This window comes from Luteibacter sp. Sphag1AF, from assembly GCF_014192715.1.
Classification (GTDB): Bacteria; Pseudomonadota; Gammaproteobacteria; order Xanthomonadales; family Rhodanobacteraceae; genus Luteibacter.
The window spans coordinates 478,475-504,906 of the sequence record NZ_JACHYH010000001.1 but is presented as its reverse complement, the minus strand read 5'-3'; the positions used below and the strand labels follow the sequence as shown (position 1 = coordinate 504,906).

General features: G+C 61.9%; 23 protein-coding genes. 8 read left to right on the top strand and 15 right to left on the bottom strand.

Going from position 1 to position 26,432, the window contains the following annotated elements; genetic code table 11:
• The first annotated feature begins 64 nt into the window (after positions 1-64).
• From gmd to FHW69_RS02290, 3 genes are read left to right on the top strand one after another with little or no spacing between them, the layout of a single operon-like run.
• Positions 65-1,099, top strand: a complete 1,035-nt coding sequence (gmd, locus tag FHW69_RS02300) for a GDP-mannose 4,6-dehydratase (protein WP_183421396.1) — start codon at positions 65-67, stop codon at positions 1,097-1,099.
• A complete protein-coding gene (locus FHW69_RS02295; protein WP_183421395.1) occupies positions 1,083-2,006 on the top strand; it encodes an NAD-dependent epimerase/dehydratase family protein in 924 nt (307 codons plus the stop codon). Before gmd ends, FHW69_RS02295 begins: the two co-directional genes overlap by 17 nt.
• Positions 2,007-2,024: 18 nt before the next feature.
• Positions 2,025-3,371, top strand: coding sequence for a phosphomannomutase (locus tag FHW69_RS02290; protein ID WP_183421394.1), 1,347 nt, complete (start codon positions 2,025-2,027; stop codon positions 3,369-3,371).
• Positions 3,372-3,401: 30 nt separating this feature from the next.
• Here the strand turns inward: FHW69_RS02290 and FHW69_RS02285 are convergent, their stop codons facing one another.
• The 8 genes from FHW69_RS02285 to FHW69_RS02250 all read right to left on the bottom strand — a co-directional run bounded on the left by FHW69_RS02285 (position 3,402) and on the right by FHW69_RS02250 (position 12,715).
• Complete coding sequence (locus FHW69_RS02285) at positions 3,402-4,109, bottom strand: class I SAM-dependent methyltransferase (protein ID WP_183421393.1); 708 nt, start codon at positions 4,107-4,109, stop codon at positions 3,402-3,404.
• A gap of 31 nt (positions 4,110-4,140) precedes the next feature.
• Complete coding sequence (locus FHW69_RS02280) at positions 4,141-5,553, bottom strand: mannose-1-phosphate guanylyltransferase/mannose-6-phosphate isomerase (protein ID WP_183421392.1); 1,413 nt, start codon at positions 5,551-5,553, stop codon at positions 4,141-4,143.
• Positions 5,554-5,637: 84 nt separating this feature from the next.
• Positions 5,638-6,798 (bottom strand): glycosyltransferase family 4 protein, encoded by a 1,161-nt coding sequence (locus FHW69_RS02275; protein ID WP_183421391.1) that lies wholly within the window; start codon positions 6,796-6,798, stop codon positions 5,638-5,640.
• 4 nt (positions 6,799-6,802) lie between these two features.
• Entirely contained in the window at positions 6,803-7,162 is a 360-nt protein-coding gene (locus FHW69_RS02270; RefSeq protein ID WP_183421390.1) for an EamA family transporter, read from the bottom strand.
• Position 7,163: 1 nt separating this feature from the next.
• On the bottom strand, positions 7,164-9,401 hold the full coding sequence (locus tag FHW69_RS02265) for a hypothetical protein (RefSeq protein ID WP_183421389.1): 2,238 nt from the start codon (positions 9,399-9,401) through the stop codon (positions 7,164-7,166).
• A gap of 45 nt (positions 9,402-9,446) precedes the next feature.
• The gene (locus tag FHW69_RS02260) at positions 9,447-10,871 is read right to left on the bottom strand and encodes a UbiA family prenyltransferase (protein WP_183421388.1); all 1,425 of its coding nucleotides are present in this window, start codon (positions 10,869-10,871) and stop codon (positions 9,447-9,449) included.
• A gap of 137 nt (positions 10,872-11,008) precedes the next feature.
• Entirely contained in the window at positions 11,009-11,947 is a 939-nt protein-coding gene (locus FHW69_RS02255) for an electron transfer flavoprotein subunit alpha/FixB family protein (RefSeq protein ID WP_183421387.1), read from the bottom strand.
• 21 nt (positions 11,948-11,968) lie between these two features.
• Positions 11,969-12,715 (bottom strand): electron transfer flavoprotein subunit beta/FixA family protein, encoded by a 747-nt coding sequence (locus FHW69_RS02250; RefSeq protein ID WP_183421386.1) that lies wholly within the window; start codon positions 12,713-12,715, stop codon positions 11,969-11,971.
• A 225-nt stretch (positions 12,716-12,940) separates the two neighbouring features.
• Between FHW69_RS02250 and FHW69_RS02245 the strand changes: the two genes are divergently transcribed.
• The 5 genes from FHW69_RS02245 to FHW69_RS02225 are packed head-to-tail and all read left to right on the top strand — an operon-like array spanning position 12,941 to position 18,259.
• Positions 12,941-13,906 (top strand): glycosyltransferase family 2 protein, encoded by a 966-nt coding sequence (locus tag FHW69_RS02245; protein ID WP_183421385.1) that lies wholly within the window; start codon positions 12,941-12,943, stop codon positions 13,904-13,906.
• Positions 13,899-14,468, top strand: a complete 570-nt coding sequence (locus FHW69_RS02240; protein ID WP_183421384.1) for a class I SAM-dependent methyltransferase — start codon at positions 13,899-13,901, stop codon at positions 14,466-14,468. The genes FHW69_RS02245 and FHW69_RS02240 overlap by 8 nt, the downstream gene beginning before the upstream one ends.
• Positions 14,465-15,100 (top strand): class I SAM-dependent methyltransferase, encoded by a 636-nt coding sequence (locus tag FHW69_RS02235; RefSeq protein WP_183421383.1) that lies wholly within the window; start codon positions 14,465-14,467, stop codon positions 15,098-15,100. The genes FHW69_RS02240 and FHW69_RS02235 overlap by 4 nt, the downstream gene beginning before the upstream one ends.
• Positions 15,097-15,993: a hypothetical protein gene (locus FHW69_RS02230; RefSeq protein ID WP_183421382.1), complete on the top strand. Its 897-nt coding sequence runs from the start codon at positions 15,097-15,099 to the stop codon at positions 15,991-15,993. Before FHW69_RS02235 ends, FHW69_RS02230 begins: the two co-directional genes overlap by 4 nt.
• Positions 15,974-18,259, top strand: a complete 2,286-nt coding sequence (locus tag FHW69_RS02225; RefSeq protein ID WP_183421381.1) for a hypothetical protein — start codon at positions 15,974-15,976, stop codon at positions 18,257-18,259. The genes FHW69_RS02230 and FHW69_RS02225 overlap by 20 nt, the downstream gene beginning before the upstream one ends.
• A gap of 15 nt (positions 18,260-18,274) precedes the next feature.
• Here the strand turns inward: FHW69_RS02225 and FHW69_RS02220 are convergent, their stop codons facing one another.
• The 7 genes from FHW69_RS02220 to rfbG are packed head-to-tail and all read right to left on the bottom strand — an operon-like array spanning position 18,275 to position 26,381.
• Positions 18,275-20,242: a hypothetical protein gene (locus FHW69_RS02220; RefSeq protein ID WP_183421380.1), complete on the bottom strand. Its 1,968-nt coding sequence runs from the start codon at positions 20,240-20,242 to the stop codon at positions 18,275-18,277.
• The gene (locus tag FHW69_RS02215) at positions 20,239-21,579 is read right to left on the bottom strand and encodes an NAD(P)/FAD-dependent oxidoreductase (RefSeq protein WP_183421379.1); all 1,341 of its coding nucleotides are present in this window, start codon (positions 21,577-21,579) and stop codon (positions 20,239-20,241) included. The genes FHW69_RS02220 and FHW69_RS02215 overlap by 4 nt, the downstream gene beginning before the upstream one ends.
• A 1-nt stretch (position 21,580) precedes the next feature.
• Positions 21,581-22,639 carry a lysylphosphatidylglycerol synthase transmembrane domain-containing protein gene (locus tag FHW69_RS02210; protein WP_183421378.1) on the bottom strand — a complete coding sequence of 353 codons (1,059 nt, stop codon included), beginning with the start codon at positions 22,637-22,639 and terminating at the stop codon, positions 21,581-21,583.
• On the bottom strand, positions 22,621-23,394 hold the full coding sequence (gene rfbF, locus FHW69_RS02205; RefSeq protein WP_183421377.1) for a glucose-1-phosphate cytidylyltransferase: 774 nt from the start codon (positions 23,392-23,394) through the stop codon (positions 22,621-22,623). The genes FHW69_RS02210 and rfbF overlap by 19 nt, the downstream gene beginning before the upstream one ends.
• 10 nt (positions 23,395-23,404) lie before the next feature.
• The gene (locus FHW69_RS02200) at positions 23,405-24,364 is read right to left on the bottom strand and encodes a glycosyltransferase family 2 protein (protein WP_183421376.1); all 960 of its coding nucleotides are present in this window, start codon (positions 24,362-24,364) and stop codon (positions 23,405-23,407) included.
• Positions 24,361-25,290 carry an NAD(P)-dependent oxidoreductase gene (locus tag FHW69_RS02195; protein ID WP_183421375.1) on the bottom strand — a complete coding sequence of 310 codons (930 nt, stop codon included), beginning with the start codon at positions 25,288-25,290 and terminating at the stop codon, positions 24,361-24,363. Before FHW69_RS02195 ends, FHW69_RS02200 begins: the two co-directional genes overlap by 4 nt.
• Entirely contained in the window at positions 25,287-26,381 is a 1,095-nt protein-coding gene (gene rfbG / locus FHW69_RS02190) for a CDP-glucose 4,6-dehydratase (protein ID WP_183421374.1), read from the bottom strand. The genes FHW69_RS02195 and rfbG overlap by 4 nt, the downstream gene beginning before the upstream one ends.
• Between the last annotated feature and the right edge of the window lie 51 nt (positions 26,382-26,432).

Here is a 26,432-nt window from a genome sequence, read left to right as displayed (position 1 = left end):
AGGCGGGCCCGGTCACGGAGAATGCCTGCCCCGAAGAATCAATCATTTGTAGCGACGGACACACATGAAGACAGCACTGATCACTGGAATTTCGGGCCAAGACGGCGCCTATCTCGCCGAGCTTCTGCTCGAGAAGGGCTACCGGGTCTTTGGCACCTACCGGCGCACGAGCTCGGTGAATTTCTGGCGCATCGAAGAGCTGGGCATTCAGAACCACCCGAACCTGGAACTGGTCGAATTCGATCTGACCGACATGGGCTCGGCTATTCGTCTGCTGCAAACCACGGGTGCCACCGAGGTGTACAACCTCGCTGCGCAGAGTTTCGTGGGCGTGTCGTTTGACCAGCCGGCCACCACGGCGCACATCACGGGAGTTGGCGCGCTGCACCTGCTTGAAGCCATCCGCATCGTCAATCCGAAGATCCGCTTCTACCAGGCATCCACCTCGGAGATGTTTGGCAAGGTGCAGGCTGTACCGCAGAAGGAAGATACGCCCTTCTATCCGCGTAGCCCTTACGGCGTGGCCAAGCTCTACGCGCACTGGATCACGGTGAATTACCGCGAGTCGTACGGCATCTTCGGTTCCAGCGGCATCCTCTTCAATCACGAGTCGCCGCTGCGCGGCCGTGAGTTTGTGACACGCAAGATCACCGACTCGGTCGCCAAGATCAAACTCGGCAAGCTCGATCAACTGGAACTGGGCAACCTCGACGCGAAGCGCGACTGGGGTTTTGCGAAGGAATACGTGGAAGGTATGTGGCGCATGCTGCAGGCCGACGAGCCCGATACCTTCGTCCTGGCAACCAACCGCACGGAAACCGTGCGTGACTTCGTCACGCTGGCCTTTGCGGCGGTCGACATCGCGATTGAATGGTCCGGTTTGGAAGAGAATGAAATCGGCGTCTGCAAGGCTACCGGCAAGACGCTCGTCAAGATCAATCCGAAATTCTATCGTCCGGCTGAGGTGGAACTTCTGATCGGCGATCCGGCCAAGGCACTGGAAAAGCTGGGCTGGAAGCCGCAGACCTCGCTGGAAGATCTTTGCCGCATGATGGTGGAAGCAGACCTGCGCCGGAACGAACGTGACGCTTCCTTCTGATACGTCCAGCCAACGGGTTCTGGTAACGGGGCACCGCGGTTTTACCGGTCGCTATGTAGTGGATGCACTGCAGGCGGCTGGTTACATCGTGCACGGGCTCACCGTTGATCCGGCCAATCTCGACGCCGAAAGCATTGATCTGCTGGACCGCACTGCCGTGGCATCGGCGGTCGCTGCGTCGAAGCCTCACGCGGTCATCCATCTTGCGGCCATCGCCTTCGTCGCCCACGGCGACACGGATCAGATGTACCGCACGAACGTGGTCGGCACGCGCTATCTGCTGGATGCCCTGGCGTCGCTTGAAGAGCGCCCCAAGGCCGTACTGCTCGCGAGCAGCGCCAACATCTACGGCAACAGCGACGTCGAGGTGCTGGATGAGTCGGTTGCGCCGCAGCCGGCCAACGATTACGCCGTCAGCAAGCTGGCCATGGAATACATGGCTCGCCTCTGGGCTGATCGTCTGCCGATCATCCTGACGCGTCCGTTCAACTACACGGGCATCGGCCAGTCGCCGCAGTTCCTTTTGCCGAAAATCGTCTCGCACTTTCAGCGCGGCGAACGCGTGATCGAACTCGGCAATATTGATGTGGCGCGTGACTTCCAGGACGTCCGCTTCGTTGCTGACGCTTACGTACGCCTGCTTTCGTCTACGGAGAAGGCGGCCGGCCTGGCGATCAACCTGTGTTCGGGTGTATCGGTTTCACTGACCGAAGTCATCCGCATGATGGAGCAGATCGCGGGCTACACGATCGAGGTTCGGGTCAACCCTGCCTTCGTTCGTGGCAACGAGGTAGCCCGACTGACGGGCGACAACCGCCGGCTGGCCAGCGTCATCGGCCCCCTGGCCATCATTCCGCTGCAAACGACCCTGCAGTGGATGTACGAGCACAAAGACGCGTCACACTGACGCCAGAGGACGTTCTCCATGCATTGCTTCAAGGCCTACGACATTCGCGGGCGCGTTCCTGACGAATTGAACGAAGACATTGCCTACCGCATTGGTCGCGGCATGGCGCACGCGCTGGGTGACGGGGCAGTGGTCGTCGGGTACGACATCCGTCTGGACAGCCCTGCGTTTGCAGCCGCCGTGATTCGTGGCCTGAACGACGAAGGCCGCGATGCCATCGACATCGGCCTGTGTGGCACGGAAGAAGTTTATTTCCAGACCTCGCATCGCAAGGTTGCCGGTGGCGTGATGGTCACGGCCAGTCACAATCCCATCGACTACAACGGCATGAAGCTGGTACGCGAAGAGTCGCGTCCGATCAGTGGCGACACAGGCTTGCGCGACATCGAGCGCATGGTCGAAGACAACGCATTTGGTCCGGTGGCGGCGACGCGCGGCAACGTGCTTGTCGATCACGACAAGACGGCCTATATCGAGCACCTGCTGGGCTACATTGATACCTCGACGCTCAAGCCGCTGAAGATTGTCGTCAATGCGGGCAACGGTGGCGCAGGTCTGATTGTGGACCTTCTCGCTGGGCGTCTTCCGTTCGAGTTCGTGCGCGTCAACCACGAGCCGGATGGACATTTCCCGCATGGCATTCCCAATCCCCTGCTGCCGGAGAACCGCGATGCAACGGCGCAGGCGGTAGTCGAATCCGGCGCTGACTTCGGTATTGCATGGGACGGCGACTTCGATCGCTGCTTCCTGTTCGACGCGCAGGGTCGTTTCATCGAAGGCTATTACATCGTTGGCCTGCTGGCCGCACAGCTTCTGGAAAAGCACCCCGGCTCGAAGATCATCCACGACCCGCGGCTGACCTGGAACACGGTGGACATGGTGGCCTCTGCCGGTGGCATCGCGGTGGAAAGCAAAACGGGCCATGCCTTCATCAAGGAACGCATGCGTAGCGAAGATGCCGTCTATGGCGGTGAAATGAGCGCGCATCACTACTTCCGCGATTTCGCATATTGCGATTCGGGCATGATTCCGTGGCTGCTGGTGGCAGAGCGGATCTGCAAGACGGGCGTGTCGCTGGCCGACATGCTGGAAGAGCGCATGGCCGCCTATCCATGCAGCGGCGAAATCAACTTCCGCGTTTCCGATGCCGCCCGTACGGTGGCCCGCGTGGTGGCTCATTTCCAGACGCAACAGCCGTCCGTCGATCACATTGACGGCGTGAGCATGGCGTTTGACACGTGGCGCTTCAATTTGCGTTCGTCCAACACCGAGCCGCTGCTGCGACTCAATGTGGAAACACGTGGCGACGCCGCGTTGCTGGATGCGAAAACGGCTGAGCTGCGCGGTCTGATCGAAGCGGGCTGAAGCTGAGCGCTTGCGGGTCGGCGCGCGGCGTTACGCGGCGCGTCGACCCAGCAGGAAGATGGACGATTCCCCCGTGCCGGGGGCCAGGATCATCCGGCCCGCCGCAAACTGCGTGAGCGTGGGCCAGCCCCGCAGCCCAACATCCATCAGCTTTGATGAGCGGGGCGGATACGGGAAGTCGTAGAGGCCGTCTGCGCCTTCCTTCAGTACACTGAATCCGTGCTTCAGGAAAAGGTCACGCCAGGCGGCGTGTCCTTTCAGGTTGATGTGCGTCGGATCAGTGAGTGCATGCCAGTCCTTGCCTTTCTTGCGCGATGCCCAGCCCGTGGCGTCCGGCGTCACCAGCAGAAGCTTTCCGCCCGGCTTCAGCACGCGTGAAAACTGCTGAAGCACGCCGTCCAGGCCTTCGTCGTCGATATGTTCGATGACGTGAATGGAGACGATGCCTGCGAATGCGCTATCCGGGCAATCCATCAGCGAGGGGTAGACCGTGGAGGTCGGGCAGCGCTTCCTGGATTGTTCTGCTGCCCAGGCGCTGGCTTCGACGCCTGACACATCCCTGTCAGATGACAGGCGCTTCAACAAATGCCCCATCCCGCAACCGAAGTCGAGCACCGGGCCGGGAGGAAGGTAGCGCTTTACCCATCGCTGGTAGAGCAGCAGGGCAGGGCGATCCCTGTCCTGCTGATTACCCTCGTAGTAACTATTGTCGTAGCGCGGATGGACTGCATTCGACATTACAGCTCCCTGTTACAAACGATTTGCGGATTCATGCGCGCCCGTAGATATCCTCGAAGCGAACGATGTCGTCTTCGCCAAGATAGCTGCCGGACTGAACTTCGATGAGTTCCAGCGGCACCTTGCCTACGTTACGCAGACGGTGGGTCACCCCGAGCGGGATATAAGTACTCTGGTTTTCCGTCAGCAGGAAGACTTTCTCGCCACAGGTCACTTCCGCCGTGCCGGATACGACAATCCAGTGCTCGGCGCGATGGTGGTGCATTTGCAGGCTGAGTACGGAACCCGGCTTCACAACGATGCGCTTGACCTGGAATCGCTCGCCCATGTCGATGGAGTCGTAGCTTCCCCAGGGACGATACACTTCGCGATGCGCCAGATGTTCGCTGCGGCCATCCTTCTTCAGTCGGTCGACCAGCTTTTTCACGTCCTGGACCTTGTCGCGTGCGGCCACCAGCGTAGCGTCGGGCGTGGCGATGATGACGACGTCATCCAGTCCGATGGTGGCAACCAGGTGGCGTGCATGAGTGCGCACCAGCGTGTTGCGGGTGTCCAGTGCGATCACATCGCCATCGGTCACGTTGCCGTCGGTGTCTTTGTCCGACGCTTCCCACAGTGCCGACCAGGAGCCGATGTCGCTCCAGGCGCAGCTGACGGGCACAACGGCTGCGCGGTCGGTCTTTTCCATGACCGCGTAGTCGATGGAATTGTCCGGCACGGCATCCATTGCGGCCTTGTCGAAGCGCACGAAGTCCAGGTCGCCATGGGCAGTCTGGAACACGGCCTGGGAAGCGGCGTGGATGTCGGGCGAATGAGCTTTCAGTTCTTCGAGGTAGCGCGCTGCCGAGAACAGGAACATGCCTGAGTTCCAGTCGTACTCGCCGCTTTCGACGTAGCGTCGGGCGGTGTCCATGTCCGGCTTCTCGACAAAGCTACCCACGGTGAAACCGGCGTCAGAGAGCGCGCGATCACGGCGGATGTAGCCAAAGCCGGTTTCCGGCGCTTCCGGACGGATGCCGAAGGTCACCAGCCAGCCATCGTCGGCCAGCGGAGTGGCGCGGGAAACGGCGCTGACGAAGCTCGATTCCTTGCCGATCAGGTGGTCGGCCGGAAGAACCAGCAGGACGGCGTTCGCATCGGCGGCCAGAGCGTGCATCGCGGCAAGAGCGATGGCCGGAGCGGTATTGCGCGGGCTGGGTTCCAGAAGGATGGAAGCGCCTTTGATGCCCAGGTCCTGAAGCTGCTCGGCAACCGTGAAGCGATGATCCTCGCTGCACACGACGATCGGTGCGGCGGCGTCATTCAGCTTGGCGGTGCGCTCGACGGTCTGCTGGAACAGCGTGCTGTCCCCGACCAGGGCCAGGAACTGCTTGGGGCGATTCTGCCGGGAAAGGGGCCACAGGCGCGTGCCGCTTCCACCGCTGAGAATGACCGGAACTATCATGTTGGTTCAACTCCGTCCAAAATTCCGTTGCGCCGAAGTATACGGCCCCCGCAGCGACGGCGCTGAATAGTCTGAACGCACCTTTCAGCGGGTGCTTTCATCCGTTTCAGGTGCCAGTTCTTCGATCATGCCCGCGTAACGCTGCACGAAGGCTGCATTGGAAAACACCCCCAGGGCGGCCTCGCGGATGGCCTGGCGTGATGTGCCCGCCCGGACGTCCACGCAGCGCAGGATGGCGGCGGCCAGGGCGGAGGCATCGCCGGGCGGTGCCAGTTCGCCCGCGCCCGTCAGGCGCACGGGCACACGCACACCCCGCATGTCGCTGGCCACCACAGGCACGCCCGTGAACATGGCTTCCACCTGCACCATGCCAAATGCCTCGTAGGCATTGACGCTGGGGAGCACGAAAACGTCCAGCTGGCCATAGAAAGCGCCCAGTTCGTCGTCCCCGATGCGGCCCAGCAACTCGATGCGGTCGCCAAAGCCGGTGATTCGCTTTTCGATTTGCGGATAAATCGAGCCGCCGGCGACGTTTTTGTAGTCACCTGCGAGGATCAGCCTCGCGTCCGGTCGCTGTGCCAGTACGTGTGCGAAGGCCTCGATCAGTACGTCGATGCCTTTTTCGGCGACAAACCGGCCAAGGAAGCCGATGACAGGCGCCTCGTGGTTGATAGGACGATTGATCGCAATACCCGGGCCGTTGTCTTTGATAGGCGCATAGCCTTCGACGAGATGCGTGGGCTGTGCCGCCACGATTTCAGAGCCGTCGGCGTAGTCGCGAGAGAGGACGACCACGCGCGAGGAACGCCGCAGGCAGGTGCGTGACGCGTGGTTCACCGCGGCAACGGCCAGTCGGTCGACCAGGCCACCAATGGCCTGCACATCGCACTGATAGGTGGTGATGACCGGTACGCGCCGCGGCGTCAGGCGAGCGAGCCAGGCCACATCCAGCATCGGAAGATGGAAATTGACGACATCCGACATCGCGGCAAGTGCGCGGTACTGTCGGGCCAGCGCCGGGCTGATGTAGCCCTTGTGCAGGAACAGGAGCGCAGGCGCCCGGTGAACGTCCACGCCGTGCATCCGTTCAAACACAGGAAGCGACGGATCGTGCTGCCCGGTGAGCACGGTGACGTCGTAATCGGCGGAAAGTCCTTCGGCCAGCAGCTTGGCGTATTCGGACACACCACTGATGTACGGGTGGTAGTAGCTCAGTACGACGAGGAGGCGTTTCCGGCGTGCCATGGCTTCAGGACCTCGAAATGACGACGACGCCGGCAACGATGATGGCGATGCCAGCCCAGCGCTGCACCGTTACCTGCTCGTTGAAAAAGTAGATCGCCAGCAGCGGCGTGATGACATACACCATGGACATCAGGGGCTGGAGAAGGCTCAGTTCCACCTTGCGCAGCAGAAGAATCCACATCACCGCGGGCACGAAATACATGAAAAGGCCTGCCATGATCTTCCAGTTGAGGAAGATGAGCAGCAGGTCGGTCGGCCGTTGCATGGGTGTCAGTTCAACAGCGCCCCACTTGAGCAGAATGCCGCCAAACGCGCTGAGCAGAGCCCCGAGGAAGACGATGGGAAGCAGCAGGATGATAGGCATGTCAGGGGCTCGTGCAATGAATCGGGGTAAACAACGGCTTGTCCGATAGCGACATCGCCGATACCTGGTAGGTCAGCACGCGCGCGTCACCGGACCCTTCAATCAGTGTCTGCGGACTTTCGGCACGACCGCGGGCCGTGATGGTGATGGTGTGCTTTTTCCCTGGTGGCAGCGGGAACGACACCTCATTGCGTTCGGCATCGAACTCCGTCTCGCAGGTGCTTTCATCCGTGCGGATAGTGACAGGTTCCGTCGGCGATTCAGGAATGAACCGATGAGCGAATACAGCGTTGATGTACTTTGCGCGCTCGCCATGGACCGTGATGGTGATTTCCTTCGGCATCCACGAGAACGGACCTTCGTTGGCATGCAGGCCCGATACCGAGAAGCGGCTTCCGTGTTCGAGGTCGATCACGGTGAAGCGTCCCCTGGTGAGCACCGGTTCGGCCGGGAACGACGCAGCCCGCATGTATTCATCCTGGCCTACGGCGAGCGGCGCGCTTTCAAACGGCGCGGCCGGGTGGTCGTTGGTGTAGCTGGCAAGGTAGCCGCCTCCGCCAAAATCGTTGGAGAACACGACAGGTGTCTTCGCGAAATAGGTAAACCACATCGAGAAGAAATACGGCTGTTCGGTGAATCGGGCCGAAATCGGACGGCCATTCGCATGCGCTGATGCGGCGGCGGAAATGGTCATCAGGTCTGTGTTGATGTGCTTCTTCTCGCCGAAGTTCAGGCTCTGCATCACCATCGCGTAGGCACAGGAAATGTGCAGGCCCGCTATCAGCACGAGGGCCAGAGTGGACAGCGCACCGGACCAGCGCTTCCGTGTGCCGGGGGCGCGTGCGACGGCGAACAGCATCATGGGAGGCAGGAAGAGCGAGAAATACTCCGCGATCTTCATTTTTCCGTAGTTGAATTCCTTGAACACGATCATGCCGGCCAGCACAAGGAAACCGAGTGCCACACCGATATAGAAAGGTTCTTCTTTCTTCTCGCGCCGGGCGAGAAGCGCGCTGGCAATCACCACAAGGATGGAAAGCCAGATGGCTCCTTTGGGGATGTGCTCAAGCACGCCACGGGTCGTGGTGAGGAACGCCACGAGGTAGCGGGGGCCTTTCAGCCCGGCATACGGGTCACCCCATGCCGTCCCCTGGGTTGAAGCCTCGAAGTACGCGCCCTTGATGACCCAGATGGCCGACGAGCTGATCCAGAAAAACACGATTGCGCCAAGAGCGACGACACAAAGAATCCTGACGCCACGGACCACAGCTTCGGTGAATGTGGCCTCGCGCAGAAGCCACGTGCAAAGCATGATGCTGCCCACCACGCCCAGGCCGATGGGCGCCAGCTCGGCATACGTGGCCAGCAACGCCGCGAAGATGACAGCCGGGATCGGGTCCAGCCACGCAGGCCGCGAGCGGCAGGCGAACACGACGAATGCAGTCAGCAGGATCGTGCCGAAGGCATTCGCGAAATTGGAATTGAGCACCATCTGCATGGCGGCGGGCGCCAGAGCCAGGCTGATGGCTACACATGCGCTGCGCAGCGAGATGCGCTTCATCATGGTCGCAACGTTGTGCGGGAGCAACGCGTACAGCGCAAAGATGCCGGTGGCCGTGGCCACCGCCTGCATGGGGTTGTACAGATACACCGGATCGCGGCGCGCCACTGAGCTCACGAATCCGAGCAGCGCTTCGCTGCCAATGCGGCCCAGCGGAGCGTGGTCGGCAAAGAAGAAGCGGGAGATCGAGTAGAACGGGTCCAGCGGCGAGTAGGCCAGCGTCTCGGTGGACGCGTGCGCCATCATCCAGCGCGCGTTGGTCACGTAGTAGATGCTGTCGTGATTGGACGTGCCCTCGAAGAGGATGGCGCCGTACAACGGGATGGGCAGATTGCAAAGCACGACCGCCATCACGATGCCGAGGATGCACAGGGCGAATGTCATGCCACTGGTGGCCGTGGCGTCCGCGCAGAAATCGGCACGTACCGAGGCGCGTGTCCATGTGGCAATCAACCACAGGCCCAGCAATGCCAGCAACCAGGGCATGGCAAGGTCGATGGGCATGACGTACGCGAGGCTGCGTGTGATCGCGATCAGCACAGCCATGGCGAGGGCCGGGGCCCAGAAAATGCGCGATGGCTTCGCTTCCAGCCTGGAAAGGCGGGCAAACGGATACCCGATCAGGATCAGGGCGATGAAGATCAGGGCAAATGCCGCGCTGAAGAAAAAGGTATGCATGGACTCACAGTGCCGCAGGTGCGGATTGGAAAGCGGGCAAAACGTTCAGACCGACAGCAGCGCAAAAAGCCCGGCGACGGCCAGGATGATCTGGCTGGTGCGATCCGTAACGGCGAAGACCACCGGGTCGTCGATCATCTTGCCGCGATGGGCGATGAGCCACGCGCGGGTTACCCAGTAAAGGAGGCATGGGCACACCAGCCACAGCATGGCTGGATGGCGGTAAAGCTGTTCGCTGGCCGCGCTGTTGATGTAAAGCGCAAGCACCAGCACGCTGAGATAGCCGCTGGCCACGCCCATGGGCTGGATCACCGGCAGGTCATCGGTTGTGTACGCGCGTCCCGCGATGGCCGTGACGCCCTTCCTGAGCGCAACCTCCAGCTCGACGCAACGCTTGAGGATGGCGAGGCTGAGGAAAATGAAGACCGAGAAGGCCAGCAGCCAGAAGGACAGCGGGCTGCCGATGGCGAACGTGCCGCCAATGATGCGTACCGTATAAAGCGCGGCAAGCGTGATCACGTCCAGGACTTCCACTCGCTTGATCTTGAACGAGTAGGCGAGAGTGGCGGCCAGATAGGCGAGCAGCAGCCAGGCGAAGGCCGGCGGCAACGTGGTCAACGCCAGGGCGAACGCCGCCAGCGTGAGCAGCGGCGTGGCAACCATGCCCCACAGAAGATTCATGCGGCCGGAGGCAAACGGGCGATTTCGCTTGGTGCGATGCGCGCGGTCGGCGTCCAGGTCCAGCAGGTCGTTCAGGAGGTACACGCCAGACGCGCAGAGGCCGAAACTCAGGAATGCAATGACCGAGGCGATGACGGCCTCACGCTCAAATACCCGATGGGATGCGAGGAGCGGGATGAAAATGAGGGCATTCTTGATCCACTGGTGCAGGCGCAGGGCTTTTAGCCAGACACGCGGCGTGAGCTGGTGGGTGTCGAATGTGCGGGTGGTCTGGGCCGCGCGGGCTGCTTCCTCGCGCAGTCGGGGACTATTGCTGATCACGATGGCTTCGTGCGCGTGTTCCCACACGTGAATGTCTACGCGATGGTTGCCCGCGTAGTCGAAGCCCCGCTCACCGAAGCGAGCTACCAGACGCCGTGCCTTCTCCCTGCCCGACACGTTGGCGGTGTCGTCGGTAGCGATCAGTTCGGAGAAGATACCGATATGGTCCACCACGCCCGAGGCGATGCTCTGATGGGTGGCGGTCACAAGGATCAGCGGGCGATGAGTTGCCTCCTCCCGCAACCAGGCGAGAAGTTCTTTGTGATAAGGAAGGAGGTCGGTGCGGATCTGCGTGCGGCGTGCGATTTCCCGCTTCAGGACGACGCGACCCTGAAAAAGCCACCAGATCATGGCGACGATGAAAAGCGGATTGCGATGGATGAGTGCCAGCCCCGATTCCACCAGCAGATCGGTGTGGATCAGCGTTCCATCAAGGTCGACACATAGGGGTCGCGGATTGGTTTCCATGGGGCCGTCGATCTCTGTGTGTATACCAGCGTCAGCGTGCTGGCGATGGTTATAGGTGGTTGTATCCCCCTGGGGCGTCACATCGTGGCCTACGCTGCGTGGCCACGATGTGAGCCGTACGGCACCTGATCAGTCGATCAGAGCGCCTGCTCAAGTTCCGGAAGAATCTTGAACAGGTCACCCACGAGGCCGATGTCGGCAATCTCGAAGATCGGCGCTTCGCCGTCCTTGTTGATGGCGACGATGGTGCCGGCGTCCTTGATGCCCGTCAGGTGCTGGATGGCGCCCGAAATGCCCACGGCGATGTACAGCTCCGGGGCGATGATCTTGCCGGTCTGGCCGACCTGCATTTCATTGGGCACGTAGCCTGCGTCGACCGCAGCGCGCGAAGCGCCCACGGCGGCGCCGATCTTGTCGGCGAACTTGTAGATGATCTCGAAGTTTTCCTTCGAGCCCACACCACGGCCACCGGACACGACCTTCGGCGCACCCTGCAGGTCGGGGCGGTCACTCTTGCCCTGGTGCAGTTCGACGAAGCGGGTGTGCGTGGGCAGCGTGGCATCGACGGTCAGTGCCTCGACCGGGGCGGAGCCCGTTGAGGCGGCAGCCGGCCACGAAGCCGTGCGGATGGTGGCCACGACCGTCTGGTCGGCCGGCACGTCGACTGTGACGATGGCATTGCCTGCGTAGATCGGGCGCTTGAAGCTGTGGCTGCCTTCCACGGTCATGACATCGCTGACCTGAGCCACACCGAGCAGCGCGGCCACGCGCGGAGCGAGGTCCTTGCCGAACGTGGTGGAGGGCGCGAACACGTGCGTATAACCGGCGGCAGCCTTCGCAATCTGCGGTGCGTAGATGGCGGCCAGGGCATGCGCGTTTTCGGCGCGGGCCACGGTCAGCACTTTCGTCACGCCGTCGATTTTCGCGGCTTCCGCGGCGATGGCATCCGGCGCGTCGGCCAGCACGATGACGTCGATGGCATCGGGCTTCACGGCCTGCGCGGCGCTGACGGCGCGCGCGGTGGCACCGTTGAGCTTGCCGTCCAGGTGTTCTGCAATAACGAGAATCTTGCTCATCATGTTCTCCCGTGCGGCTGCTTAGAGCAGACCCTTCGATTTGAGGGCGGCGACCAGTTCGGCGGCGTCTTTCACCATCACGCCCTTGCTGCGCTTGGGCGGAGCGGCGTAATGGGTGACCTTCACGTGATCGGCGGCATCGACGCCCAGCGAAGCGAAATCGACGACGTCGATAGGCTTGGACTTGGCCTTCATGATGTCCGGCAGCTTGATGAAGCGGGGTTCGTTGAGGCGCAGGTCGGTCGTGATGACGGCCGGCAGCTCGGCTTCGATGACTTCCAGGCCGGCGTCCACCTCACGGGTGACCGTGGCCTTGCCGTCGGCGATCTCTACCTTGCCGGCAAACGTGGCCTGCGGGCGATCCCACAGCGCCGCGAGCATCTGGCCAGTCTGGTTGGCATCGTCGTCGATGGCCTGCTTGCCCAGGATCACCAGGCCCGGCTGCTCTTTCTCGACCAGCTTCAGGAAGGTGCGGGCAGCGGTCAGCGGCTGGATGGCCTCGCTGGTCTGCACGTGGATGGCGCGATTGGCGCCCATGGCCAGGCCGTTGCGCAGGTGCGCCGTGAGGTCGGCAGGACCGATGCCCACGATGATCACTTCCTCGGCAATGCCCTTTTCGCGCAGGCGCAGGGCTTCTTCGAGGGCAATATCGTCAAAGGGGTTCGCGGAGAGCTTGACGCCCTCGGTCACCACGCCCGAGCCATCGGGCTTGACCTGAATTCGTACGTTGTAATCAACGACTCGCTTGTAGCCGACCAGAATCTTCATGTGCGGATCCTTGAGATGGCGCGGCCGGGAGGGCCTTGCCTGGCAAAGTGACCGGAGATTATAGCGTGGCGGGGCATGGTTCACCCGCCACGGGCCAGCCCTCCGGGTTGGTCTATTTAACAAACGTGGTTACTATTGGTCATCTAATCGTCACAAAAGTAAACGGATTCGTCGGTCAGGCGTTTGGGGGGCGCTGTGGCTGTGAGTTTTAGGAAAGGATCGCCGATGAAACTGATCATTCAGATTCCTTGCTTCAACGAGGCGCAGACCCTCGCGATAGCACTGGCTGATCTGCCTCGCAAGGTGCCCGGGTTCGACGTTGTCGAATGGTTGATCATCGACGACGGCAGCAAGGACCAGACCGTGGAGGTCGCGCGCCGGCATGGCGTCGATCACATCGTCCGGCACACGCACAACCGCGGCCTGGCCTGCGCCTTCAAGACGGGCCTCGATGAATGTCTCCGCCTTGGTGCAGATGTCATCGTCAACACGGATGCCGACAATCAATATGTGGCCGCCGATATCCCCCTGCTGACCCAGCCCATCGTGGATAGCCGCGCGGAAATCGTGGTGGGTGCACGTCCGATTGCCACGATCAGCCATTTCTCGCCGCTGAAGAAGCTTCTGCAATGGGTGGGCAGCAGTGTCGTGCGCCTTGCCAGTGGCACGCGGGTTCCCGATGCGCCCAGCGGATTTCGCGCCATTGCGCGTGAGGCGGCGCAGCGGCTGGTCGTTTTCAGCGAGTACACCTATACGCTGGAAATGATCATCCAGGCTGGCCAGAAAGACATGGCGATCCTGTTCGTGCCTGTACGCGTCAATGCTGATCTGCGGCCGTCACGGCTGGTGCGCAGCATGTTTTCGTATGTCCAGCGCAGCATCGTCACGATCATCCGCATCTTCGCCATCTACCGGCCATTCCGGTTTTTCGGCTCCATCGGGTTGCTTTTCATCGTGGCCGGCCTGATTCCCGGTGTGCGCTTCCTCTTCAAATTCTGGCTGGGGCAGGGCGATGGCCATATCCAGTCGCTGATCCTCGCCGCGGTGCTGCTTGGCATCGGTTTCCAGACCTTGCTGATCGCCTTCGTGGCAGACCTTCTGGCCGCCAACCGCAAGCTGCTGGAAGATGTGCGTTACCGTACTGCCGATCACGCATCGGACCCATCAAGGGAGAAAATGCCGCATGACTGATCAGGCAACCGAAGGTCTGCTGTCGCCCTTTCTTCGCGAGCGCCGCCTGCGCGCTGCCATTCCCCATCTGAAAGGCATGGTTCTGGATTTTGGCTGCGGCTCCGGTGCGCTGGCGCGCATGCTGCCGCCCGAGCGCTACGTCGGCGTCGAGCGTGACAGCGAGTCGCTTGCCGTGGCCCGGCAGCAATATCCGCGTCACCGTTTTGTGCGCGATCTGGAAGATGTGCCCGAGGTGGTCGACACCGTGGTGTCGCTTGCCGTGATCGAGCACGTGTCTGACCCGGTGGGTTTTCTGCGTGCGCTGAGCGGTGTGCTGAACGACGACGCGCAGTCACGCATTGTCGTGTCCACGCCGCATCCGTCGATGGACTGGATTCACGATGCGGGCGCGCGCGTTGGCCTTTTTTCCGGCCATGCCAGCGACGAGCATGAAGAACTGCTGGGGCGTTCGCGTCTCGCTGAAGTGGGGCAGGGCGCCGGCCTTGCGATGATCGGATACTCCCGCTTCCTCTTCGGTGCCAACCAGATTGCCGTTTATGCGCGCGAGCGTACAGCGGCATGAAAATATCGGGTGGACAGGAAGAAAACGGGCTGGTCGTTGGCAACGCGTACGACAAGTACGGATCACGCAACATCATCGTTCGCCGCCTGATGAGCGGGTTCGAGTCGGCGCTGGCAGGACTCGTCGCCGCGATAGCGCCGCGTGCCGTCTACGAAGTGGGCTGCGGCGAAGGCTACTGGGTGCTTCGCTGGACGGAAGAAGGCAAGACCGCTTCCGGATGCGACGTGTCGCCCGCTGTGATCGGGCTGGCTCGTGAGAACGCGGTAGCGCGCGGGTTGTCGCCGGATGTGTTCAGCGTGGCCAGCATTTACGACCTGACCGGAGCACGGCAGCCCGGCGAACTGGTGGTGTGCTGTGAAGTGCTCGAACACCTGGACGATCCACGCGCTGGCCTGGCCGCTCTGCAACGCATTGTCAGCGACTACCTCATCGTCAGCGTGCCGCGCGAGCCGATCTGGCGCGCGCTCAACATGGCGCGAGGCAAATACCTGGGGCAACTGGGCAATACGCCCGGTCATTTCCAACATTGGTCAGCGAGCGGTTTCCGCCGCCTCGTGGGCGAATATTTTGATGTCGTGGAAGTTCGCCAGCCGCTGCCGTGGACGATGCTTCTTTGTCGGAAGCGCCCGTGAGTACAAAGGCTTCGTGGCGACGGTCGTTGCTGAATGCCGTGGGGGGAGTGTTATCGGTAGCCGGCATCGTCTACGTTGCCTTTCGCATGAAAGGCTACTGGGCCAGTGTCGATGTGGCAGCGCTGGACCGGTCGTTGTGGGTGTGGTGTGCCGTGCTGGTTCCGCTGGGCGTCGGCATGAATGCGTTGCTGGCACTCGCCTGGCGCGACCTGCTGCTTTCACAGGGCGTGCCCACCCGCCGCCGTCTTGCTCTTGCGTTGTATGGCCGCTCTCAGCTGGCGAAGTACGTGCCGGGGAACATCTTTCATTTCGCGAGCCGCCAGGCGATGGGGATGTCGGAGGGATTGCCGGCTGCTCCACTGGCACGCTCCGTGCCGCTTGAGCTCGGCCTCATCTGCTTCGCAGCAGCGCTGTGCATGCCTCTGATCGTCCCTTCCCTGGTGCCACGCATCGGCGCTTGGCTTTCGGTCGTGGGGCTGGGGTTGACCATCACGGTGGGGGTTCTGGTCGTAAGGCGTTTCCTGAGTGCGGTGGCTGGACGAGCGCTGCTCTTGCACGTCGGCTACCTGCTTGCATCGGGTGCCATGTTTGTATCGCTGGTGAGAGCGTCGTCGCTGCCGCTGGGTACGGATGCCTGCTTTATCGTGGCAGGAGCGTACGTGGCCGCATGGCTTGCGGGCCTGGTCACGCCGGGCGCACCGGCCGGCATGGGTGTTCGCGAACTCGTGCTCATCGCGTTGCTGGGCGCGCTGGTCAGCCAGCCTGTCCTGTTGCTGGCGCTGGTACTGACCCGAATGGTCGGCATCGTGGCTGACGGCATCACCTGGGTCATTGCACTGCTTATTCGCCCACACCATCCGAAGGACAGGGATCATGCGCACTCACTCCACTGAGACGCCGGGGAACACGTTACTGGTCGTTGCGGCGTTCGTTTTTGTATTGATGGTGCATGGGGCGCTTCCGGGTTTCGGCCTGCCCACCCTGGGGCAGGCCATATGGACCTCTGCGTTCGCACAGGCGTTCGCGGATGCGTCGCCCTGGGCGCTGACCTCGCACATGTTTGGCCTGCCGGCCCCTTCGGCCATGGCGTTTGGATTGGCCGGGGCTCGCGTTGCCGGCTGGTACATCACGCTGGGGTTGCATCCGGCGGATGCGTATTCCGCCATGGTGGCCACGTGGCTTCTGGTGTCGTTTGCGTCATGTCGCAAGCTGGGCCGGTTCGTCGGCCTCGGATCGCGCATGGCGACTCTGGCCGCCGTGCTCTGGCTGAGCATGCCGATTGCCTGGGCGCATGGCGGCTACAGCATGGTAGGTATCGGCATCGCGCTTCTGCCCTTCTATTTCCTGTGCACGGCATCTCTTCTGCCCGCGCATGGTGTGCGTCGCCGCTGGGCGGTCGTTCTTGCGCTGGTGGGTCCGGTCATCGCCATATTCATGGACGGATACACGTTCATGATGTTTGCCGTGGGCAGCACGGGCATGCTGGCGTGGGTATTCCTGCGAGAGCCGGCTGCCCGAAAGCAACTGCTTATCTTTGCCGGGCCCATGCACGTGGCAGGGTTTGTGGTGGCTTACCTGCTGTTCCGTGCCTACATCCACGGAAACGGATTCCCGGCTGAGTCGCTGGACTTCTTCCGCGCCTGGGGTGTGGATCTGTCGTTCGTTGCCAGGCCTACGCAGGGGCAGCAATGGCTGTGGGACACGATCGGCTATTCGATCTACCGCGACGACACGATTTACTACGGCGACTATTCGGTCTGGACGACCACCTTCTGCCTGCCGATCCTTCTGGCGGGCGTCATCGCCTGGTGGGCGGCGCGACGCCGCAGCGTGCTTGCGTCCGGTCTGTTGCTGGTGGGCATCTTCGCGTTCTACATGGCTCTCGGGCCGTCGCTGAAAATTGATGCGCGCAAGCCCACCGTAGAATCAGCTGCCGTGGCGGATGCGCAACAATTGATGCCGCCGGAAGCAGGGCCGATTCATACGGGTAACGCACGCATTTCGGTGTATCTGCCTGGCTTCAATGTGATGCGTGCTGCGTATCGCTGGGTGGCACTGACCTTGTTCTGCCTGTGGGGTGTGCTCGTGCTTGCGCTGGCCAATGAACGGGCGACGCGCTGGCGCATCTGGCCCTGGGTCATGGCGGCGCTGGTCCTGGCCAATCTTCCCCATCTGGGGCAGTCGCTCATGCAGGCCAGGTCGCAGCGCGACATGTTCCAGGCGATTGACCACGACATGGTCAAGCCACTGAAGGACCTGGTTCCCAGAGGGTCCACCATCGCGTTTGCGCCGTATGGAAACGACTTTCTCGGCATCTACATGGCAGCCCGCGCGAAGACCCCGTCGTTCAACGCGGGTGGCGACAAGAACGTGGCGCTTGCGCAGGCCTATTGGCCTGCGTCGATGCTGAGCCTGGGCGATCCGGCGATACCGGGTCAGGAGGGGGCGATTGTCCGTTTCCTCCTCGACAAGACGGGCGATGCGGTCGTTGTTCCGTATGCGGATATGTTGTGGAGCGCGCACGGCTGGCCTTGCTATAGGCCCGGTGATTGCATTGCCGACCGGCGCAAGGCGTTCGCTCCGGCCATCGCTGCACTGAAGGCCATTCCGATCATCCAGGTGGACGAGACGCCTTACTTCGTCGTTGCACGGCTGCGTCCTGAATATCGAAAGGCAAGCATGCAGGCCACGGCCGAAGCGCTTGCGATCGGCTCCATCCATTATCCGATCCGTACGCGTTCGTCTTATGCCATGGCGGACATGGTGCTGACACGCGGCTGGTACCCGGGCGAGGCGGAGTTCACCTGGTCGGGTGCCACCGCGATTCTTTCGCTACCGGTTCCCGCCTCATGCCGTACGGACGCCATGTGTTCGGTCACGTTGAACTTCAGCGTGTTTGGTGCGGGCGGCGACCGGTTGCCCACGGTCACCTTCAGCGATGCCGACCATCCTGATGCCCCGGCTACGGCGGTTCGCGTTTCCGACCCCGGCGAGCAGCACGTGTCACTGCCCTTGCGGACAGGACAGCCGGTCAATCGCATCAACGTGTCGGTATCGCCGGCGTGGTCGCCCAGGCAGTTGGTCGGTTCACCCGACGAGCGCGTGCTGGGCATCGCGCTATCCCGCATTGAGCTAAAAGACGGCGTGAGCTCCGATTGAACTCACGCCGTCCGGTCAGTGCAGGGTGATGCTGTGCAGCTTCACGCCAAGGACGCGGGCATCCGTATTGATCCCGGCTTTCAACGGCGAGATCGCGTCAGGCAGCCGAAGCTCCACGGTCATGCCGTCCTTCGCGACGTCAGTGCCGGCAGGCAGCGTGACGTCGATGGCCTGACGGTCGTGCAGAACCGCGTGTGCAGCCTGCGATCCGTTGATGAGCACATCAACCGTCTGGCCGGTGTGCAAGGGGTCAAACGGCTCGAGCGTAAGCGTGGCCGTAGTCACCCGGGCCAGCTCCGGATTGCCTTTGCAGGCATAGGCCGATGAGTTGCCCTCCGTCCAGCGGCCGTCGGTCTCTGCTCCGCTGAAGCCCTTGATCGAGCGGCCCGGCACGAAACCGGCTGAGGTGAAATCGGCAGCAGCGGCGCAGGTGTCACTGAATTTGCGCTGCACGCAGGCGTAATCGAGCACCGTCAATCCGCCGGGATAGTGCCCGGATGAGCACTCGGGGCTGCTCAGTACGGCATCTGCCGAGGTGGAAGTGAGTACCTTGCCGATCTTGTCCGGTTCCTGAAACTCGGTGTTGGTCAGCAATGCCATGAGGTCAGGGCTTCTGGGCTGTTCAAGCACGCCCATGGACATCATGTAAGTGACGATGTTGCCCATCTCGCCGATGGGAATGCGCGCGACGTACTTGGGCAGCGGTCCTTCCAGTGCACCCGAATCATTGACCAGGCGTGTGATGGATTCCATGCGCACGACATCGGCGGTGTCCGCACTCTTGTGCGTGTGCGCCAGCGTGAAAATCCACAATGCCCAGAGAATCAGTGAGGGCTGCAGCCAGCGCAACGGAGCGTGGGAACGGGAGCCGGCGAACCGCTCGGGAACCAGCAGCGCGATCAGCGCAGCGATGTCCAGTATGAGGAACGTCGCCATGCCAAACGCATATTTGCGGCAGGCGTATTCTGAACCGCCGCCGCCGTGAAGCAGCAGAACCATCTGCATCAGGCACAACAATGCGATAGCCGCACTGGCGCAGCCGAGATGGCGTGCCAGCAGATATTTGCCGGGGCTGGCCGTACGGCCTGCGCGCATCGACATCACGATCAATGCAACGGAGGCGGTGAGGCATACCACTGCGAATATCACCAGTTCACGCATCGTGGATAACGAATGCAGGAATGCGCCCCCATTGTTTTCACTGATGGCACGCATGGCTGCAAACGCGGGATGTTTGAGCAGCAAGCCGGCAGCGATTACGCCAACGACAGCGACCACGGCCAGACGCTTGATGCGCTTGCCCGGTTCCATCAGGGCGGAGGTGGCAAGCAGCAGCATGCCGTAGCCCATTCCCTCAATGGCGGGAAGCAGATGCACCCCCGCAGTCAGGATGGCGATCAGCGTCAGACCGGCGCCGATGCCGACGTGCCGGCCCCAGCGCCGTTCGCAGAGCGCACCTGCCAGAACGAGCAAAAGGAAACACGCCTGGCCAGCCAGCTGCGAATAGAAGTAGTTGATGACAAGCTCGTGCCCGATAAGGTCAAGCTTCAGCGTGTAGCGATTGATCGCGATAAGTGCGATCACGGCGAGCGTATAAACCCATGAGCGCATGCCTGGCAGCAGGCGTGGCGTCAGCGCAGCGACACCCCATGCCACCACCAGCGAAAGACCTGCCGCTACCTGCAATCCGATGACGGACGAGCCGAAAATGCCGCCTATGACAGCCGCGAACACGTGGCTGTAGCGGGGATAGATGGCCATTTCGGCCAGTACCGGACTGCTGTCCGGTACCGACCAGTGGGTCCAGATCCACTGGATCAGGGCGTAGTGATGAGCGAAATCGGCGCTTGCACCGTAGATCGCTGATGTCGTGCCCCAGAACGCCACGAAGGCAACCAGGGTCAGAAGGACGCCAGCCAAAAGCCGCTCGCCTGGTAGAGCGCGGAGCTTCGTACCGGACTCGGTAAAGGTACCAGGGCTCATGCGTGGGTCGTCTCGTTGAGGCGCTTGTTGATCACTTCGGCCATGCGGCTGCCTTCGCGGATGGCGTAGTTGGTACCGCGATCTTCCGGATAGATCTGTGCCATCGTGGAAATGAGCGCGTTGTTGAACGGCGTTTCCTCGGCGGGCACGTAGCTGGAATAGTCGCGTTCAGTGACCGGCTGCGCATAGGCGGCACGCCAGATGCGGAACTCCTTGACCCAGTCGCGGCGAAACTTCGGGAACATGCGTTCCAGATGGGGAAGCGCGTAGTCCAGGTACTGGGCATCGCTCATGTCCCAGGTTTCATCCGACGTCGCGAGGTAGCGGGACAGGAACACGATGTGGCGGCCAGCGTAGTGCGAGCTGTCATCCAGATTGGTGTGCTCGATGACGCCGACGAAGGGGAAGCCCGGATCGTTGACGTTGAGCCAGTAGGTGTCCGAAAGGCTGTGAGTCAGTTCCATCACAAGACACACATTGCCGAGGTAATTTACCCGGCGCAGGCTGTCCAGCCACGGCTTCGGTGCATCCTTGAGCATGTCTGCGATCTGGTGGAACGAGGGCGTCAGCAGATACTCGCGCGCGGTGACGTCACCGGCAGGCGTCTGCAGCGCCGTGATGGCGCTGTCGGTCACGGTGGTGCCTGTGACCGGCGTGTTGTAGCGGATTTCGCCGCCCAGCGAGATGATCCGTTCGGCGATGGCCTCTGCCAGCCGGCCAAAGCCGCCGCGGAAATACGCCAGCTGTTCGCCGCCCTTGGTGTCGCGCGTGCTGCCGCGCAGCACCAGCTTCTTCCAGAACCACACCGCATTGATATCCTCGGCAAACACCGAGAACTTCGAGCGGATGAGCGGCTCCCATACGATCTTGAATACCTTCTTGCCGCACAGCGGCTCAAGCCATTCGCGGATGGTGAGGTGTTCGATCGACTTCCAGTCCTTGACCTTGCGCACCTGGAATACCAGCCAGCCGAGACGGATGCGGTCGATGAAGGGCAGGGGACTGAAGCGCAGCACGTCCAGCGGCGTGGACAACTTCCACAGGCGGCCGTTGTAGTACATGCCAGTCTTCGACGGCAGGGTCAGGATCAGATCGCTGAGTCCCAGTTCTTCGACGAGCTTGGGCACGTAGGCATCATTGTTGAACCAGTGGTGGTAGAACTTTTCGATGCGTACGCCGTCGTCGAACTCGAACGTGCCTGCCAGACCGCCGGGGGCGTGATCGCCTTCCAGCACGACGACTTTGCGGCCTGCCTGTGCCAGACGAAGAGCAGCCAGCAGGCCGGTGAAGCCTGCACCGACGATGGCAACGTCGTGCGTGGTGTTTTGAAGGGTCATGTCATTCTCCCGCTTCGACGCGTACCGCCTGGGTGCGCGCCGCCTTGAATAGATTTCGATTGAAAAGCATCACGACCGCACCTGCGATCGTGGTGGGAAGCCATACCCCGAGATGGCAAAGCACAGCCAGCGTCATGGCCTGCGTTTCGCTGCCACCCATGAGATGGGCGGCCGTGAAGGCGGCCAGATGATAGGGGCCGACGTAACCGGGTGAGGAAGGGACCAGAGTGGCGATAGTCGCCATGGACATCAGCAGCAGGCCGCCGGGCAGCGAGAAGGTCATGCCGATGCCCTGCATCAGCGACAGATATAGCCCGAGTTCGCCCGCCCATGCCACAAAGGATATGGCCAGCGCCGCCAGCAGCGTGCGGATGCCGGAAACGTCACCGAGCGCGGTGCCCAGATCGGCCACGACATGAATCACCTTGACGAGCTTCGCCGGTATTTTCCCTTCCAGCCGGTCGGCGACGGCATGCAGCAGCCGCACGATGGGACGGGTGAAGAAGATTACCGCGAGCAGTGTCACGCTGCCGAGTACGGCAAGCGCCAGCACGGCATCCACCACGGCCGCAGGAAGCGCGCCACTCGGGAAAAACGATGCAGCGACCGCCAGGCAGATCAGCAGCGTCAGCAGGTCGACCAGTCGTTCAAGCACCAGCGTGGCAGTGGCCGCCGTGCGGGTGACACCCATTGCCGCCGGGAATACCAGTGCACGCACGACATCGCCCAGCCGAAACGGCAGCACATTGTTGAGCGCGATGGAGGCGAGAAAAGGCGGCGCACAAGCCGCTGTGGTGATGTGCCGGGCCGAGGTGGCCAACAGCATCTTCCAGCGATAAATGCGCGCTGTATATCCGGCCGCAAGCGATGCCACGCCTACCAGCAGGTATGGCCAGTGGAACGTCGCCAACGCATGTCCCACGTCGGAGAAATGGATGTTGCGAAACACGAAGTACAGGCAGATGGCGGAAAGCGCGCAGCCCACGATCAGTCGCGCGATGCCGCCTCTGGAGCCCGAAGACGGCTCGGTTGCCGGTGCATTCACGTTGTGGGCTTCCACGGCGCGTTGCCCGAATCCCATAGTGTCTGGAGTTCGCGCTTGTCACGAAGCGTGTCGCACGGCTGCCAGAAGCCGCTGTGCTGGAACGCCATCAATTGCCCGTCGCGAGCCAGGTTGGCCAGCGGAGCACGTTCGAACGAGGTGCTATCGTCTTCGATGTAATCGAGCGCCGAAGGTTCCAGCACAAAGAATCCACCATTGATCCAGCCGATCTCGTCCTGCGGCTTCTCCTCGAAACTGGTGACGTTGGCGTTCTGGCCCATGTTGAGTACGCCGAAGCGGCCCGGGGGCTGCACAGCCGCCACCGTGGCGAGCTTGCCGTGGGCACGGTGAAAAGCCACTTCAGCTGAAATGTCGATATCCGACAGACCATCGCCATAGGTGAGGCAGAAGGTTTCGTCGCCCAGGTACTGGCGTACCCGCTTCACGCGGCCACCGGTCATCGTGTCCTGGCCGGTGTCGATCAGCGTGATGGTCCAGTCCTCGGCTTGCGAATTGAGGACAGACGCATCGCCTGTGCGCAGATTGATTTCCAGGTCGGCCGTGTGCCGGTAATAGTTGAAGAAGTATTCCTTGATGACGTAACCCTTGTAGCCAAGGCAGATCACGAAATCCTTGATGCCATGCCCGGCATAGGACTTCATGATGTGCCACAGCAAGGGTCGTCCGCCCACTTCCACCATGGGCTTGGGCTTGTAGTCGGATTCTTCGGCGATACGTGTGCCGAGACCACCTGCGAGGATGACTGCCTTCATGTGGGATTGCTCAAAGTTTGATGTCGTTGGGGGCGAAATTCAGCGATTCCTCGACGATGGCGATGGGCTCCCTGCGCAGCAGCCGATAAATGCGCAGCAGATATTCGCCAAGAATGCCGAGCAGCAGCGACTGAAAGCCGATGCCGAAAAGAATCAGGATGTGCAGGCTTGCCAGGCCGCGGGGAAGGTCCGGATAGAGCAGTTTCAGAAACAGGTAGTAGATCGCGCCAATCAGGCTCAGTGAGAGAATCGACACGCCTGCCACGGTGGCCAGGCGCAGCGGGACCAGCGAGTGATTGAACACGCCGGTAAGCCCAAGGCGAATGAGCTGGCCCACGCCAAACTTGCTGGAGCCGGCCACGCGGGCGGAGCGATCATAGACAACGCCGGTCTGGCGGAAGCCCATGCCTGCGATCAACCCGCGAAGATACGGTTCGGCAGAGCGTTGCTCTGCCAGTGCGCGCACCACTTTACGGTCCACCAGGCGGAAGTCACCTGCATCGCGTGGAATGGGGTGCTCGCTGATGCGGTCGATGAACCAGTAGCCCACCTTCCGGAACGTGTGCAGCACCCGGCCTTCGGGACGGCTGCGGCGAACGCCGTAGATCACGTGATAGCCCTGCTTCCACAGCGCGAGGAACTGCTCAAGCAGCTCGGGAGGGTCCTGCAGATCCGCGTCAATCTGCAGGATCGCATCACCGCTGGTGTGCAGATAGTTGGCCAGGATGGAGCGCTGAAAGCCGAAGTTCTTGGAGAAACGAATGGCTTTGACGCGCTCGTCTTTCGCGGCCAGCGCCTCAAGCATCTGCCAGGTAGCGTCCGTGGAATGGTTGTCACTGAAGACAAATTCCAGACGGCACTGGCTGGCCATGGCCTCTCCCAGGGCCGAAAGGCGCGCATAAAGCGCATCAATGTTGCCTTCTTCGTTGAAGACAGGAATGGCGATGGAGATGAGCGGAAGGGTGGTCATGACTCGGGCTTCGATTCGGTGCGCATTTCAATAACCGCCAGTTCGATGGCGCGTTCAACGCTGGTATGCGGGCGCCAGCCGGTGACGGAAGCAAATTTTTCCGGATCACCCACCACGCGGGGAAGGTCGTCAGGGCGCATGGGCAACTCGCCAAAATGCAGTGCGGCCGCATCACTGCCGACGGCCGCTGCGACAGCCAGCGCGAAATCACGTACCGAGGTGCCCGTGCCGCTGCAGACGTTGTAGTGCCCCGAGGTCAGTACGCCGGTCAGGGTGGCGTCCAGAGCGGTGACGACGGCGCGGCACGCGTCATCCACGTGGATGAAGTCGCGCAACTGGGTGCCTTCGGACAGCGGTACTGCCTCGCCACGCTCCAGTCGGGAGACCAGCGAGGGAAGCAGGCGATGTGGAGCTTCCCCGGGGCCGAAGACATTGAACAGCCTGAGATTGACGGCCGTGATACCCGCAGCCACGCCTGCGGCCACCGCCAGGATGGCGCCAGCGGCCTTGGTGGCGCCGTATGCCTTGAGCGATTCCAGCGGCGAATCTTCGGCCACATTTTGCTGGCCTGCCGCTGCATATTCGGCATTGCTGCCTGTCATCACGAAGGCGCGCGCGCCGCGTTGTTGCGCGAAGCGCAGCAAGTCCGCGGGCAGATGGCCATTGACCTGCACCAGTCGGTCCATGTCCCTGTCGCTGGGATGCACGCCGGCAGCAGCGAGATGAATAACAGCGTCGAATGAAAGATGGGCAGGCAGGGACGCGAGATGTTCAGCGTCCAGCGTGGCGACGGTATGGCAGGTAACGTCAGCGTGCGCGATTGCGTTTCGGCCGACGACCGTCACATCAACGCCCGCGCGGCGCAGATGATCGAGCAGCCTGCGGCCAATGAACCCCGAAGCACCCGTCAGCAATACGCGGGTCATGCGACGGCAGGCCGCAGGGCGCTGCGCCATGCTTCCAGCTGGTCGAGGGTGATGTCGCTGGCAGGGCGGGCGGCAAGATAGAAATCGCGATACCACTCAGCAGTGCGCACGATGGTTTCATCGGCGTCCCATGCTGGCTGCCAATGAAGTACGTCACGCGCCAGCGTGCTGTCCAGCGCGAGCAGCTTCGCTTCCGGTGCGGGGTTGTCCAGATAGTTGATCTCAGGCCGCGTCCAGGTATCGGCAAGTGATTCCAGTACGCTGCGCACGGTGAGCGCGCGCCCATCCGCAGGCCCCAGGTTCCAGCTACGGGATGCTTTTTCAGGCGACTCGATCAGCTTCGCGGCCAGCATCAGATAACCCTGCACTAATGCCAGCACATGCTGCCAGGGGCGGGTGGCTTCGGGATAACGCAACGTGATCGGGGTGCCGTCGGTCACGGCGCGCACGAAGTCAGGCACCAGGCGATCTTCGGACCAGTCACCGCCGCCAATGATGTTGCCGCCACGTGCGGTGGCGATGGGCAGCGGGCGGCCGTCAGCGGTCTGAAATGCGTACAGGTAGCTCTGGATCACCATTTCCGCGGCAGATTTCGACGCGCTGTAAGGGTCCTTGCCGCCCAGTGGATCGTTTTCGCGGTAGGGCCACGCCCATTCGCGGTTTTCGTAAACCTTGTCGGTGGTGACGCATACCACGGCGGCAAGCCCTGCCACGCGCCGGGCGGCCTCAAGCACGTTGAGCGTGCCCATGACATTGGTATCGAAGGTTTCGAACGGTTCGCGATAGCTTTTGCGAACCAGTGGTTGCGCAGCCAGATGAAGGATTACGTCGGGCTGAAAGGCATCGACAGCAGCGTTCAGCGACGGCCGGTCGCAGATGTCGCCCTCGATCGACTCCATCTTCGAAGACAATGCCAGCTCATTCCAGAGGCTGGGTGTGGTTTCCGGTGCTCTGGAGTAACCGCAAACGTGGGCACCAATGCGAAGCAGCCATGAGCATGCCCAGCTTCCGGTGAAACCGGTATGGCCCGTCACAAAGACTTTCTTTGCGCGCAGCGACGCCTCAAAAGGCAAAAGGCTCAAAGGATCCATCGAACTCTCCTGTCATGACGCCACCACCATCCCCCCGAGGGATGAATGCAG

Excerpts from the sequence above, each read along its gene's own strand:
- FHW69_RS02255 (WP_183421387.1), bottom strand. The coding sequence starts at position 11,947 with ATGAGCAAGATTCTCGTTATTGCAGAACACCTGGACGGCAAGCTCAAC.
- FHW69_RS02200 (WP_183421376.1), bottom strand. The coding sequence starts at position 24,364 with ATGACCACCCTTCCGCTCATCTCCATCGCCATTCCTGTCTTCAACGAA.
- FHW69_RS02285 (WP_183421393.1), bottom strand. The coding sequence starts at position 4,109 with ATGTCGAATGCAGTCCATCCGCGCTACGACAATAGTTACTACGAGGGT.
- rfbG (WP_183421374.1), bottom strand. The coding sequence starts at position 26,381 with ATGGATCCTTTGAGCCTTTTGCCTTTTGAGGCGTCGCTGCGCGCAAAG.
- FHW69_RS02265 (WP_183421389.1), bottom strand. The coding sequence starts at position 9,401 with ATGCATACCTTTTTCTTCAGCGCGGCATTTGCCCTGATCTTCATCGCC.
- FHW69_RS02235 (WP_183421383.1), top strand. The coding sequence starts at position 14,465 with ATGAAAATATCGGGTGGACAGGAAGAAAACGGGCTGGTCGTTGGCAAC.
- FHW69_RS02245 (WP_183421385.1), top strand. The coding sequence starts at position 12,941 with ATGAAACTGATCATTCAGATTCCTTGCTTCAACGAGGCGCAGACCCTC.
- FHW69_RS02250 (WP_183421386.1), bottom strand. The coding sequence starts at position 12,715 with ATGAAGATTCTGGTCGGCTACAAGCGAGTCGTTGATTACAACGTACGA.
- FHW69_RS02260 (WP_183421388.1), bottom strand. The coding sequence starts at position 10,871 with ATGGAAACCAATCCGCGACCCCTATGTGTCGACCTTGATGGAACGCTG.
- rfbF (WP_183421377.1), bottom strand. The coding sequence starts at position 23,394 with ATGAAGGCAGTCATCCTCGCAGGTGGTCTCGGCACACGTATCGCCGAA.
- FHW69_RS02195 (WP_183421375.1), bottom strand. The coding sequence starts at position 25,290 with ATGACCCGCGTATTGCTGACGGGTGCTTCGGGGTTCATTGGCCGCAGG.
- FHW69_RS02275 (WP_183421391.1), bottom strand. The coding sequence starts at position 6,798 with ATGGCACGCCGGAAACGCCTCCTCGTCGTACTGAGCTACTACCACCCG.
- FHW69_RS02215 (WP_183421379.1), bottom strand. The coding sequence starts at position 21,579 with ATGACCCTTCAAAACACCACGCACGACGTTGCCATCGTCGGTGCAGGC.
- FHW69_RS02270 (WP_183421390.1), bottom strand. The coding sequence starts at position 7,162 with ATGCCTATCATCCTGCTGCTTCCCATCGTCTTCCTCGGGGCTCTGCTC.
- FHW69_RS02225 (WP_183421381.1), top strand. The coding sequence starts at position 15,974 with ATGCGCACTCACTCCACTGAGACGCCGGGGAACACGTTACTGGTCGTT.
- gmd (WP_183421396.1), top strand. The coding sequence starts at position 65 with ATGAAGACAGCACTGATCACTGGAATTTCGGGCCAAGACGGCGCCTAT.
- FHW69_RS02280 (WP_183421392.1), bottom strand. The coding sequence starts at position 5,553 with ATGATAGTTCCGGTCATTCTCAGCGGTGGAAGCGGCACGCGCCTGTGG.
- FHW69_RS02290 (WP_183421394.1), top strand. The coding sequence starts at position 2,025 with ATGCATTGCTTCAAGGCCTACGACATTCGCGGGCGCGTTCCTGACGAA.
- FHW69_RS02240 (WP_183421384.1), top strand. The coding sequence starts at position 13,899 with ATGACTGATCAGGCAACCGAAGGTCTGCTGTCGCCCTTTCTTCGCGAG.
- FHW69_RS02220 (WP_183421380.1), bottom strand. The coding sequence starts at position 20,242 with ATGAGCCCTGGTACCTTTACCGAGTCCGGTACGAAGCTCCGCGCTCTA.